Source organism: Gemmatimonadota bacterium (assembly GCA_009838845.1).
Taxonomy (GTDB): Bacteria; Latescibacterota; UBA2968; order UBA2968; family UBA2968; genus VXRD01.
In genome coordinates, this window is record VXRD01000099.1 from 1 (window position 1) to 13,264 (window position 13,264).

11 protein-coding genes are annotated in these 13,264 nt (G+C 49.8%); all 11 read right to left on the bottom strand.

Going from position 1 to position 13,264, the window contains the following annotated elements:
• Window positions 1–43: 43 nt before the first annotated feature.
• Complete coding sequence (locus F4Y39_12475) at window positions 44–2,482, bottom strand: leucine--tRNA ligase (GenBank protein MYC14535.1); 2,439 nt, start codon at window positions 2,480–2,482, stop codon at window positions 44–46.
• A gap of 13 nt (window positions 2,483–2,495) precedes the next feature.
• The gene (gene asnS, locus F4Y39_12480; protein ID MYC14536.1) at window positions 2,496–3,791 is read right to left on the bottom strand and encodes an asparagine--tRNA ligase; all 1,296 of its coding nucleotides are present in this window, start codon (window positions 3,789–3,791) and stop codon (window positions 2,496–2,498) included.
• A gap of 94 nt (window positions 3,792–3,885) precedes the next feature.
• Complete coding sequence (locus F4Y39_12485; protein MYC14537.1) at window positions 3,886–6,003, bottom strand: polyribonucleotide nucleotidyltransferase; 2,118 nt, start codon at window positions 6,001–6,003, stop codon at window positions 3,886–3,888.
• A 93-nt stretch (window positions 6,004–6,096) separates the two neighbouring features.
• Window positions 6,097–6,366 (bottom strand): 30S ribosomal protein S15, encoded by a 270-nt coding sequence (gene rpsO, locus F4Y39_12490; GenBank protein ID MYC14538.1) that lies wholly within the window; start codon window positions 6,364–6,366, stop codon window positions 6,097–6,099.
• Window positions 6,357–7,310, bottom strand: coding sequence for a bifunctional riboflavin kinase/FAD synthetase (locus F4Y39_12495; GenBank protein ID MYC14539.1), 954 nt, complete (start codon window positions 7,308–7,310; stop codon window positions 6,357–6,359). The genes rpsO and F4Y39_12495 overlap by 10 nt, the downstream gene beginning before the upstream one ends.
• On the bottom strand, window positions 7,310–8,185 hold the full coding sequence (truB, locus tag F4Y39_12500) for a tRNA pseudouridine(55) synthase TruB (GenBank protein ID MYC14540.1): 876 nt from the start codon (window positions 8,183–8,185) through the stop codon (window positions 7,310–7,312). Before truB ends, F4Y39_12495 begins: the two co-directional genes overlap by 1 nt.
• Window positions 8,186–8,527, bottom strand: coding sequence for a 30S ribosome-binding factor RbfA (rbfA, locus tag F4Y39_12505; GenBank protein ID MYC14541.1), 342 nt, complete (start codon window positions 8,525–8,527; stop codon window positions 8,186–8,188).
• 1 nt (window position 8,528) lies between these two features.
• On the bottom strand, window positions 8,529–8,810 hold the full coding sequence (locus tag F4Y39_12510) for a DUF503 domain-containing protein (protein MYC14542.1): 282 nt from the start codon (window positions 8,808–8,810) through the stop codon (window positions 8,529–8,531).
• Window positions 8,810–11,269 (bottom strand): translation initiation factor IF-2, encoded by a 2,460-nt coding sequence (infB, locus tag F4Y39_12515; GenBank protein ID MYC14543.1) that lies wholly within the window; start codon window positions 11,267–11,269, stop codon window positions 8,810–8,812. The genes F4Y39_12510 and infB overlap by 1 nt, the downstream gene beginning before the upstream one ends.
• On the bottom strand, window positions 11,259–12,620 hold the full coding sequence (gene nusA, locus F4Y39_12520) for a transcription termination factor NusA (protein ID MYC14544.1): 1,362 nt from the start codon (window positions 12,618–12,620) through the stop codon (window positions 11,259–11,261). The genes infB and nusA overlap by 11 nt, the downstream gene beginning before the upstream one ends.
• Window positions 12,621–13,061, bottom strand: a complete 441-nt coding sequence (locus F4Y39_12525; protein ID MYC14545.1) for a ribosome maturation factor RimP — start codon at window positions 13,059–13,061, stop codon at window positions 12,621–12,623.
• Window positions 13,062–13,264: the final 203 nt, after the last annotated feature.

Here is a 13,264-nt window from a genome sequence, read left to right on the forward strand (position 1 = left end):
ATTTTTACCCGTCTCTTTTTTAATATTTATTGTGTAACGTCAGTTAGACCACAATATTGACCAGCCGGTTGGGAATGACGATTATCTTTTTTGGCGTTTGATCCTGGACATGCGCTTGTACATTCGGCTGTTCCAGGGCCAGACTTTCAATCTCCTCCTGCCCGGCATCGACCTCAACTTCCATTCGCGCGCGGACTTTGCCATTCACCTGAACCGGCATCTCAATTGTCGCTGGTCGAGCGAGATCTTCGTCCCATTCGGGCCAATTCTGTTGATGAACGCTGTACTCTCCTCCAATGTGTGACCATAGCTCTTCGGAGAGATGCGGCGTTATAGGCGCCAGGAGCAAGACGAGCGTCTCAATCGCTTCTTGCCAGGCGCTCGTATGTACAACAGGCGTATTTTGAGCAGCCGACAAACCATTGCTAAACGTCATGAGCGCAGCAAGTGCCGTATTAAACCCAAAGGTTTCAAAATCTTCAGACACCTTGCGAATGGTCTGATGTGTTAAGCGCCGCAAATTATCCTGGGCTTCTTGCGCTGGGTCGCCCTTTGCAGGAGTGCCATTTTCAACAACGAGACGCCACACCCGATTTAAGAATCTCGGGATCCCTTCCAGGCTCGATGAATTCCAGGGACCTCCCTGTTCCCATCGACTCAAAAACATCAAATAAGCCCGAATACAATCTGTTCCATACTGCTCAATCAAATCATCGGGATTCACAAAATTGCCTCGCGACTTGCTCATTTTTTCTTGATCTTCACCCAGAATAATGCCCTGATTAAACAAGCGCGTCATCGGTTCATCATCACTGACGAGGTCCAGGTCGCGCATGGCTTTGGTGAAAAATCGCGTGTATAGCAGATGCATAGTCGCGTGTTCTATACCCCCTGTATATTGATCAACAGGCAACCAGTATTCACCTTCGTGAGGTTCAAAAGGCCCCGCATCATAATGCGGGCTTAAATAGCGATATTGATACCATGAAGAACACATAAACGTGTCCATCGTATCCGTCTCTCGCTGCGCTGAAACACCACATTTGGGACAGGTAGTGTTTAGAAATCCTTCGTGATATTTTAGAGGAGATTCACCCGTTGGCAAAAACTCCGCATCATCGGGCAGCATTACGGGTAGGTCACACTCTGGCACGGGAACCGTTCCACATGTGTGACAGTAAATAATCGGTATGGGGCACCCCCAATAACGCTGGCGAGAAATCAACCAATCGTGAAGGCGATAATTGATTTTTCTTTCACCAATGTCCCGTGATTCCAGATCATCGGCCACTGCATCTTTTCCATCTTGTGAGGACATACCATCGAATTGTCCCGAATTTACCATACGTCCCGCACCGATATATGGCTGGCTAAGAGCTTCACCATCCCAATCATCTGGGGCAATCACAACGGGAATGGACAACCCATACTTTTTTGCAAAATCAAAATCGCGTTCATCATGTGCAGGCACAGCCATAATGGCTCCTGTACCATATTGGAGCAACACATAATCGGCGATGTAAATTGGCACATCGGCATTGTTCATGGGATTAATCGCATAAGCACCGATGAAAACCCCATCCTGTTCTTTATCCGCAGAAAGCCGCTCGATCTCCGACTGACGGCTGGCTTTTGCACAATATGCTTTAACAGCTTCCCGTTGGTCGGAGGCTGTTATCTCATCAACCAATGGATGCTCGGGGGCTAAAACCGCAAAGGACATGCCAAAAATGGTATCTGGGCGCGTTGTGAACGCGCGAAACGATGACTCTGAATTTTTGACGCGCATTTCAAATTCAACGCCCTCACTGCGTCCAATCCAGTTCTCCTGCATAGTCTGCACGCGGTCGGGCCATACAACTTTTGAAAAATCGAGTAATTCTTCAGCATATCGGGTAATCCGAAACAGCCATTGGTCCAGGTCCTTTTTAATCACTGGCGTATCACACCGCTCGCAGTGTCGATCCTCCCCCCAAACTTGCTCTCGAGCCAGGGTCGTATTGCACTGTGGACACCAATCAACAGGAGCTTTTTCTCGATAAGCCTGATCATTGGCGTAAAATTTGAGGAATAACCACTGCGTCCATCTGTAGTATTCGGGCAAACAGGTGATCGCTTCGCGCGTCCAGTCAAACATCGCACCCATTGTTTTCAGTTGTTCGCGCATGCGTTCCACATTGTCCAGTGTCCATTTGGCCGGGTGAATACCCCGCTGAATCGCGGCATTTTCAGCGGGCAATCCAAAAGCATCAAAACCGATTGGAAACAGTACATTATGCCCCTTCATTCGCATATATCGCGCCCGAACATCAGAGGGAGCAATCGCATACCAGTGACCAATGTGGAGGTCGCCCGAAGTATAAGGCAACATAGTCAAAGCATAGTGCTTGGGGCGGCTGGAATCGATTTCACTGCGGTACAGACCAGTATCTTCCCAGCGTTGACGCCATTTTTTTTCAATTGTAGCAAACTCGTAAGCCATTGAAATACAACTCCTAAGGATATAATCTTTGCAAAAGCCGAGGAAATGGAATCGTCTCGCGGACATGAGATAATCCGCATATCCACGCGACTGTACGCTCAATACCCAATCCAAAACCGGAATGTGGCACCGATCCATAGTGCCTGAGGTCCAGGTACCACTGGAACGGCGCCTCGTCAAGACCGTGTTCGGCGAGCTTCCGCCGCAAGACCTCCAGATTGTCCTCTCGCTGTCCCCCACCGACGATTTCTCCATATCCTTCGGGAGCCAACACATCCATACACAATGCCAGTTGGGAATCTTCCGGATCCCCCTTCATATAAAAAGCTTTGCAAGCTGCCGGATATCGATGCACAATCACGGGACGATCGTGTGCATTGGCCAACACGGTTTCATCCTCAGCACCAAAATCCTCCCCCCAGGTGTGATTGCGACCCGCATCTTTTAGCAACTCATGTGCATCCGAATAAGATATCCTGGGAAATGGTTTTTTCACCCGTTGTAGGGGCGCAAGATCGCGTTGCAAAGCCACAAGTTCAGACCGACAGGTTTCTAACACGCGCTGAACAACACAACAAATAAAGTCTTCAGCCAGATCCATATTACCCGATAAGTCCATATAGGCCACCTCTGGCTCGACCATCCAGAATTCGGTCAAATGACGCCGCGTCTTGGATTTCTCAGCTCGAAAGGTCGGTCCAAAACAGTACACCTTTCCAAACGCCATAGCTGCAGCTTCCATATATAGCTGACCACTCTGTGTCAGATATGCTTTCTCATCGAAATAATCGGTTTCAAAAAGCGTGCTGGTGCCTTCGCAGGACGACGGTGTAAAAATCGGCGCGTCAACAAGCGTGAAGCCATTATTGTCGTAATAATCGCGACAGGCTTTGACAATTTCAGCACGCACGCTTAAAATGGCATGTTGACGCGATGAGCGCAGCCACAAATGGCGATGATCCATCAGAAATGCCGTGCCGTGTTCTTTGGGCGTAATCGGATAATCCTCCGCGCGATGCACAATTCCGATATCGCTGACGCCAATTTCAAAGCCAATGGGCGATCGCGCATCGGCCCGAACCACCCCCGTCACGCGAAGGGCCGACTCTTGCCCCAGGTCTGATGCCTTTTCAAAAACGTCTGGCGATACATCGCCCTGAAACACCACGCACTGAATCGTACCAGCGCCATCTCTGATCTGAAGAAAGTGCAATTTCCCACTTGACCGTTTGTTGTACAGCCATCCCTCGATCACAACTTCTTTATCTTCCCATGCACTTACGTCGTTTATCCTGATGATATCTGGCATATATTGTTCCCTGAGAGTAAAAAAACGAAAGACGACCGGGTATCACCTGCTTGCCCACCGATCGCCTTGTGTTTTTTCCGCGTGTATGCAAATCTCACGATCTTCGGGGCGCGCGCTGCCTGCCCTGCTGATTTGAATCACCATTGGGTTTGTCGATAAGTACTTTGCGGCTCAGTCGAATTTTGCCCTGATCGTCGATAGCGATCACTTTGACCTGAACTTTTTCGCCTTCACTGAGTACGTCGTTTACCTTACGCACCCGGTGATGTTCAAGTTCGGAAATATGGCAAAGCCCATCCTTGCCGGGCAATATTTCGACAAAGGCACCAAAGTCCGTGATGCGGCGTACTGTACCATCATAGATTCGCCCAACCTCTGGCTCTTCGACGAGAGCTTCAACCATGCCCATTGCGGTTTCACCGGCTTGCGCGTCTAAAGAAGTGACAGTAACCAGCCCATCATCCTCGACTGAAACCGTCGCGCCTGTCTCTTCAATGCTGCGAATGGTCTTCCCACCCGGGCCAATAACCGCACCGATTTTTGCTGGATCAATCCGGATGGACAAAATGCGCGGAGCGTATTCCGACAAGCTCGTTCTCGGCGCGGAAATAGCTTCTTCCATAAGATCGAGAATGTGGTTTAATGCGTCTCGGGCGCGAGCAAATGCCGTATTGAGAATCTCAAAACTTATACCGCCGATCTTAATATCCATCTGAATCGCAGTCAGACCCGATCGCGTTCCCGCTATTTTGAGGTCCATATCGCCCAAATGGTCTTCTTCACCTAAAATATCTGTGAGAACCGCCCACTGATCCCCTTCCATGACCAGCCCTACACCAGCCCCGGCAACATGGCTTTTAATGGGTACGCCTGCATCCATCAAAGCGAGAGAACCGCCACACACCGTGGCCATTGAAGACGAACTGTTGGATTCTAAAATCTCGGAAACCAGCCGGATCGTATATGGAAAATGCTCTTCACTGGGCACAACAGGCTCAAGTGCCTTTTCCGCCAAAGCACCGTGACCGACTTCGCGACGACCGGGCGCTGCGATCCGCCCCGTTTCGCCAACACTGTAGTTGGGGAAGTTGTAATCGAGCATAAAGCTCTTGAACGATTTGCCTTCGAGATCATCTACCATTCGGGTGTCCATCTTGCTCCCGAGTGTCGCAATGCACAAAGCCTGCGTCTGCCCTCGCGTAAAAATACCGGACCCGTGTGCGCGAGGCAATACACTTAGATCAATGTCAATGGGCCGAACCTGATTGAGATCGCGCCCATCAATGCGCTGATTTTCCGAGAGAATCATTGCACGCATATCCTTTTTGATCAATCGATCGATTTCACCGCCAATTTCACTATCTTCAAAGTCTTCTGCAAGTGCTTCTCGCACCTCGGCGTGGATTGCGGACAATGTCTCTGCACGCGCCCCCTTGTCCGGCATGCGATTGGCTGCGTGAATCTGCTCTGAAGCGCGTTCGGCAACAGCAGTGACAAGAGCCTCGTTTTCTTCGGGCTCGTCGTAAGACCGCTTGGCTTTCCCGACACGGGAAATCAGATCATCCTGTAATTCAATCAGTTGTACAATGCCTTGATGGGCGACGCGCAGTGCTTCTACGACATCACCGTCAGCTACTTCGTGAAAATCGCCTTCAACTGAAATAATGGACTCGCGATTGCCCGATACCATCAGGTGGACATCGCTTTCTTCGAGTTGGGAAAGTGTGGGGTTGAGTACAAATTCTCCATCGACTCGTCCAACGCACACAGCGCCAATGGGGCCGTCAAACGGAATATCAGAAATGCACAGTGCAGCCGAAGCACCTGTCATTGAGAGCACTGCAGGATCATTTTCACCATCAAAAGACAATACAGTGACATAAACTTGCGTTTCAAAATCATAAGCCCCCGGGAATAGGGGTCTGATTTGATGATCGATTAAACGCGCATGCAATTTTTCCGTTGTTGAAGGTGCGCCTTCTCGCTTAAAAAAGTTGCCGGGAATGCGCCCTCCAGCATACATTTTTTCGCGATAATCGACTTGAAGCGGAAAAAAATCAAAATCCGAAGGTTTGTTATCGGAAACTGCAGCCACCAGCACAATGGTTTCACCGTACTGCATCCACACCGCCCCATGTGACTGTTTGGCCACCCGACCCGTTTCAATGGTCAGCGGACGACCAGCATATTCAAGCTCTACTTTTGCTATCATTCTATCTCCTCTATTTACCTTAAAAATACATCTATTCCAGCGCTCTGACAAAAAGGCCAGAGATACAACCAACTGCTGGAATACAGAAAAAACTCAACCGCGAATATCCAGTGCCGCAATCAAGCTACGATAACCTTCTAAGTCTTCGCGCCGCAAATACCGCAACAGACGGCGACGACGCCCAACCAGTTTGAGCAGTCCCCGACGCGAGTGATGATCTTTCTTGTGGGTCTGAAAGTGTTCGATGAGTTGTACAATACGCTCTGTAAGTTGCGCAATCTGGACTTGTGGCGATCCCGTATCGCCTTCTTTGCGCCCGTATTGTGCGATCAACTCAGCCTTCTTTTCTTTTGTTAACGCCAAAATTTACCTCCATCGGTATGATGCCGCGAAAGCATATCTTCCGCGGTCTGTATATCTACTTGGATCTGCTCAATTAGAGCTTCTTTGCTACCAAATTCACGCTCTCCGCGAATGCGATACAAAATCTCAACGGGTAAAATTTTTCCATAGAGATTTTGTGAAAAATTGAGCAAATGTACTTCACAACGCGCTGAATCCCCCCCAAATGTAGGGCGTTTGCCATAATTGACAACGGCGATGTAGGGCTGTTCCAGTCTGGCAACACCAGCATAAACCCCCGGCGACGGCAAGAGTTTTCCCGGCGTTTCAAACAGGAGATTGGCAGTGGGAAAACCAAGTGATCTACCCCGCTTTTCTCCCTCTACCACACGCCCCCACAAGGGGTAAGGGTGTCCCATAAGCTGAACAACCGCATCCATGTCCCCTTTCAGGAGTGCGTTTCGAATGCGGGTACTGCTCACGGGTTTTTCGGCGATGCACACAGCAGGCGGAGAAAAAACAGAGAAACCAAACTGTTTTCCCAAACTTTTCATCGTCTCAAACCCGCCCTGGCGCCCCCTTCCAAAACCGTGGTCATAACCTACAATCACAGACCTCGCGCTGAGTTTATCAACCAGAAAGCATTTGACAAATGCCTCGGGAGACAACTGCCGGAGTGCGTCATCAAATCCAACAACAGCCAGAATATCCACCCCTAAAGAGGCGAGACAATGCTGTTTCTCCTCGAGCGAAGTCAACACCCCGGGAGCATCGGCACCGTCGATAAACTGGCGGGGATGTGGATCAAAAGTAACAACGACAGATGTACCTCTACACGCCCGTGCCATATCGGTCATAGCTTCAATGACAGAAACATGTCCGATGTGAATGCCGTCAAATGTTCCAATAGTGACCACCGGGTGAGCAAGCGCAACCGGTTCTTCAAGCGTTATGGTGCGCATCATCAATTCTGGATCACGCGAATAGGCTTCAAGACGCCCTCGACGATATGTCCGAGACCGAGCAAAATCCCCCGGGAATTTTGCACTGTAACAATATCCTGGACATCTGATAAAATATCGGTCACGGGATTGCCATTTGAAAAACGCCCCTGCTGCGCCTCTGTCAGACAAACCGATGACAGATCGGATAAAACAGCGTGGGGATTGAGCAGCACTTCAGAAATACTTTCTGCACGCTCGAGTTCATAAACCGCAACACATTGTCCCAATTCAACACGCCCCACCGCGGTTCTGCGAAGCGTTGATAGATGAGCACCACATCCAAGCCGTTTGCCAATGTCGTCTGCAAGCGACCGAATATAAGTACCTTTAGAACAATGTACGTTTAGATGCAAGAGCGGTGGTGCATAAACCACAATATCGAGCTTATGTACGCACACATTACGCGCAGGGCGTTCAACCTCAACCCCTCTTCGGGCGAGGTCATAAAGCCTGCGCCCCCCTATTCGGATAGCCGAATACATAGGCGGAACCTGTGCAATCGCCCCCCTGAATTCGGCAACAGCGGCCTCGACTTGTGCATAATCGGCAGGAATATCCCCCGATCTACTGGTAACTACACCATCGGCATCGAGAGAATCGGTCGTCATTCCCAACCGTGCAACCGCGCGATATTGTTTATTGCCGCCCGTAATATAGGAACTCAGGCGCGTATAGGCTCCCAGACAAAGTGGCAAAACGCCCGTTGCCATGGGATCAAGAGTACCTGTGTGCCCTACTTTTTTGATCCCAAAGTGCTTACGCACCCAACTGACAACATCTTGAGAAGTCCAGCCAGCGGGTTTGTCTATGGAAAGAAAGCCGTTTATGGGCACCACCTATGTGTTGAGATTATTGAGCAATTGCTCAATTCTCGCTCCCTGTGTGATGGAATCATCCCAGGCGAAAACCAACTCAGGCACGTGTCGCAATTGAACGCGCTGAGCGAGCGCACGGCGCAAGAAAGATATTGCTCCCATCAGGCGCTCGAGCGCCTCTGTTTGCGCTACGGAGCCACTCATCACACTGATGTAAACCCTGGCTGTGCGCAGGTCACGAGACATCGTGACAGCCGTAATCGTGACTTCGGACAGACCGGGGTCACGGGTTTCCGTGTGCAAAATTTCACTCAGGGCAACCTGAATGGCTTTTCCCACACTTTCCGGCCGATAAGATGGCATATCAGAGCAACTCCAACGAATAATCTACCACAATAAGGCGATCTTCTCGCTCGATGAAATCGACCACCTTTGACAATATCTGATTGGCATACCGCGAGTCGTTGGCAACTGTTGCAACACCTAATTGTGCTCTTTGCCAGCGGTCATTATCGCCCAGTTCAGAAACAGATACATTGAATTTGTTGCGCGTGCGCGTCGTGATGCTCTTGAGCACGCTGCGTTTCTGTTTCAGCGAGGCGCATTCGGGCAAATACAGATCGAGATGACAAAAACCAATGGTCATTAGATCGAGCGGGTAGTTTCAACGAGTTCGTAAGTTTCAATAACATCGCCGACTTTGACATCGTTAAAATTTTCGATACCAATGCCGCATTCAAAACCGTTTTGCACTTCGCGAACATCATCCTTAAAACGCCGCAAAGACCCAATACGGCCTTCGTAAACAATAACGCCATCGCGCAAAACGCGCGCATTGGTCGTGCGGTGGATGAGTCCTTGAGAAACAAGACATCCGGCAATCGTGCCAACACTCGGCACCTGGAAAAGCTCGCGGACCTGCGCTTCGCCCTGTACATTTTCTTCAATTTTGGGTGCCAACAACCCAGAAAGGGCAGCGCGAATGTCTTCGACGACTTCGTAAATTACGCGATACAAACGAATATCAACGCGTTCTTGTGCCGCAACCTCTCTTGCATTTGCATCGGGACGCACGTTAAAACCGATTATAATGGCATCAGAGGCTGATGCGAGCAAAATGTCAGATTCGGAGATAGCACCTACAGCGCGGTGAATCACCGATAAATGTACTTCTTCGTGTTCAATTTGCAATAGTGCGTCTTGCAAGGCCTCGACAGACCCATCGACATCGCCTTTAATAATCAGACGCAACTCCTCCATATTGCCCGTCTCAATCTGGTTGTGAATGTCGGACAACGATACCCGACGTACCCGATGAAATTCTTGTTCGCGCCTGAGTTGCTGCCGTTTCTGGCTGATATCGCGGGCTTCGCGCTCATTTTCAACCACGTGAAAAGTATCCCCTGCCTGGGGCAACCCAGCCAGACCGAGAACCTGAACCGGACGAGAAGGTCCTGCTGTTGTCACGGATATACCACGCTCATCGAGCATTGCGCGGACGCGCCCACTAAACATGCCTGTAATAAACGGATCACCAACTTGTAGCCTGCCTTCTTGCACGAGCACTGTTGCCACATTTCCTCGTCCTCGGTCGAGTTTTGATTCTACGATAGTGCCTCTGGCACGCTTATCGGGATCGGCCACAAGTTCGAGCATTTCTGTTTCAAGAGCCAGTAACTCGAGCAAAGCATCGATATTTTGTCCAGTTTTGGCGGAAATTTCGCAAACTTGAACGCTGCCGCCATAATCCTCTACGATGACATTGTGCTCGGTCAACTCCCGTTTGATTTTGTCGGGATCGGAAGTTGGCAAGTCGACTTTGTTAATTGCCACGACGAGGGGCACGTTGGCCGCTTTGGCATGATCAATGGCTTCTACTGTTTGTGGCATCACACTATCATCTGCCGCTACGACCAGAACGACGACATCGGTTACGCTGGCACCTCTGGCACGCATTGCCGTAAAAGCTTCGTGCCCAGGCGTATCGAGAAAACAGATTTCACGACCATCACCGAGTTCAAGGTGATACGCACCAATATGCTGCGTAATGCCGCCAGCTTCACCTTCCATCACATTGGTCTCTCGGATATAATCCAAAAGAGATGTTTTCCCGTGATCTACATGCCCCATAATTGTAACCACCGGAGGCCTTGGTTTTTGACTATCTCCAGGCACTTCTACCTCTACTGCCAATACCTCTTCGCCGTATTCTTCGAGTTCTTCAACGCCGAAACCAAATTCATCGGCAACAAGCGTGATGGTATCCATATCAAGGCGCTGGTTGATGGTCACCACCATGCCCAATTTGAGACATTGTGTGATGACTTCCGTGGGACGCACATCCATCTGAGAAGCGAGTTCGCCAATGGTTGTAAACTCATTGACTTTGAGAACTTGCCCGTCTGTCGTCTCGTCTTCGGGCTTTTCACTATCCTGACGACGGCGACGGCGCACCCGTGACGGTGCCGCACCACTCGACATTTGCGCCAGTGTTCGACGCACATTCTCTGATACTTCACGCTCATCAACGACAGGACGTTTGCGTCTGCGACGGCGTTTTCGAGGAGGTCGCGTGCGACTTCTTTTTTCCTGTACAGGTTTTGCTTTGGGCTTGGTCTCTTCTTTTACTACAGGTTTTTCTTCTTTGGTTTTTGGCGCTTTTGTTTTGGGTTCCTGCTGCACTGGCGTCTGACTGACATCTTCTACGATAACAGTCGGATAATCAGTTCGGCGTCTTCTGCGACGAGGACGCTGCCTGCTTTCGCTACCGGTCTCGGTTTTTTTATCCGACTGAACCGAACGGAACCGGCTCACGCGAGGTTTTTGCTCGCGAATCTCGCGTTCCTTTTTTTCATCGTCTTTGCGTCTGAGTTTTCGTCGCGTCGCCTGGCGTTCTGAATCAAACTTCTTTTGTACCGCCTCGACCATTTCAGTCGTACAGATCGCCATGTGATTTTTGACTTCAAAACCAAGGCTTCTAATCTGCTCAACCATGGCAACGCTCGACAAATTGAACTCGCGCGCAATCTCGTAAACTCGTTTTTTCTTTTCTGGTGTTTTGACATTTCTCTTTGTCAATAGGCTCACCTCCGAATCATTCGTCATTTTTAGATGTATTTTCAGTGGATTTTGCTTCCTCTGCCTCTGCTTGTAAAAGCGCTTTTTCTTCGCGGTAAGCAGATACTTTTGCATTGACAATTTCCTGTGCGGTCTCTCGCAATTTTTCAGCCGTCGTTTCGCCGATACCAGGCACATTGAGCAACGTATTTAAGGATACACGGACGAGGTCATTGGCAGACATGATACCCGAGGCCTCAAGGCGGTCTCGCGTCACTTGACCAGTGCCGGCTACTTCGGCCAATGGCACTGTTGTAGCCAGGCGTTCAGCTTGTATTTCTTCATAACGGGTTTCAGTCATAATATCGACGTGCCAGCCAGTCAACTGCGATGCCAAACGCGCATTTTGGCCCTCTTTACCAATAGCCAGAGAAAGTTGATCATCATCGACTATAGCCGACATGCGTTTTTCTCGCCGGTCAATCACCACGCGGCGAACTGTGGCAGGGTTCAAAGCACGCGACAAAAAGATCGCTTCATCGTCACTCCATGGCACAATATCTATGCGTTCGCTGCTCAATTCACGCACCACAGCCTGTACGCGCGAGCCTTTCATACCCACGCAAGCCCCCACGGGATCAATACGCGCATCATTGGAGTAAACAGCTATTTTGGCCCGCACACCCGGTTCGCGAGAAACGGCTTTTATTTCAATAACACCTTCATAAATTTCGGGGACCTCAAGCTGGAAGAGCTTTTCGAGAAATGCGGGATGTGTACGGCTCAATACCACCTGGGGGCCTTTGGCTGTACGCAAAACATCGTGCAAGTAGGCGCGAATGGGATCTCCCTGCCGATAGCGTTCTTTTCTGATTTGCTCTTTAAGCGGAATAACAGCTTCTGTTCTCCCCAGGTTGACGAGAATATCCCCCCGACTAATTTGCTGCACGGTTCCCGAAATAATTTCTCCAATACGCCCCTGATAATCTTCGTAGATTTTCTCGCGCTCGGCTTCTCTGACTCTCTGGACGAGTACCTGCCTTGTCGTTTGAATCGCATTGCGCCCAAAATCGGCAAAGTTGAGGCGAAGTCTCAATTCCCCACCGACCTTTGCATCGGTGTCTGCTTTGCGCGCTTGTGTCACGCCAATTTGGATTCCCGGATCTTCGACCGAATCATCGGCGACGATTTCTTTGACCGCCTCAACGATAATCTCTCCAGAGCTGTTATCGAAGTTGACTTCGACATTATCCCCGGTTCCAAACCGCTTTTTTGCCGCAGAGATTAGCCCCATTTCAAGGGTTTCGATAACCAAATCGCGGTTGACATTTTTTTCCTGGGCAATTTGCCTTAACGCTTCGAGAACTTCGTAATTCAAGTGAGGCTCCTCCTCGACCAATTACAACTCAAAATGCACAGTGGCTTTCTGAATTTTTGCGCGTTCAATAGTGGTTCGTTTGCCCTGTAACTCGACATCGAGGTGATCGGCTTTGACCTGCAAGAGCGTTCCTACCGAAACACCGAGGCCATCTACAACAAGCCGCAGCGCTCTGCCAACCACCCGTTCAAAATCGCGGTCCGTCTTTAAGGGGCGCGTCAAGCCCGGAGATGAAACTTCGAGCAGGTATGTGCCATCAATCGGATCTCGCGTATCCAATATATCTGCAATATCCCGACTGAGTGCAGCACATTCCCCAACTGTAATCCCATCGGGACGATCGACGAAGATGCGTACGATTTTTCGTCTATGATCGCCAGAGACAGCCAACTCAACCAACTCGACATCCCGACGATTGAGGAACGGAAGAATCAGATGGGCCAGGGTGTCTTCGATAAGCATTGAATAACTCAAAACTGCCACTTTACCGCGCGTTGTGGAGTATCGCTAGATATGCTGCACGTGCAGCTGTTGCCTTAATCGGGCTGATAGTTCTAACTATACCCCATATACCCAAAAGAGTGGGCAGAAGCCCACTCTATAATCAGAATTTAAATATAAGAAACTATATAGAATAACGCAAGATTTATTTCCCGGCATCAGAT

Coding starts and splice junctions, on each gene's coding strand:
- F4Y39_12475 (MYC14535.1), bottom strand. CDS start 2,482: ATGGCTTACGAGTTTGCTACAATTGAAAAAAAATGGCGTCAACGCTGG.
- asnS (MYC14536.1), bottom strand. CDS start 3,791: ATGCCAGATATCATCAGGATAAACGACGTAAGTGCATGGGAAGATAAA.
- F4Y39_12485 (MYC14537.1), bottom strand. CDS start 6,003: ATGATAGCAAAAGTAGAGCTTGAATATGCTGGTCGTCCGCTGACCATT.
- F4Y39_12495 (MYC14539.1), bottom strand. CDS start 7,310: ATGATGCGCACCATAACGCTTGAAGAACCGGTTGCGCTTGCTCACCCG.
- rbfA (MYC14541.1), bottom strand. CDS start 8,527: ATGCCATCTTATCGGCCGGAAAGTGTGGGAAAAGCCATTCAGGTTGCC.
- F4Y39_12510 (MYC14542.1), bottom strand. CDS start 8,810: ATGACCATTGGTTTTTGTCATCTCGATCTGTATTTGCCCGAATGCGCC.
- infB (MYC14543.1), bottom strand. CDS start 11,269: ATGACGAATGATTCGGAGGTGAGCCTATTGACAAAGAGAAATGTCAAA.
- F4Y39_12525 (MYC14545.1), bottom strand. CDS start 13,061: ATGCTTATCGAAGACACCCTGGCCCATCTGATTCTTCCGTTCCTCAAT.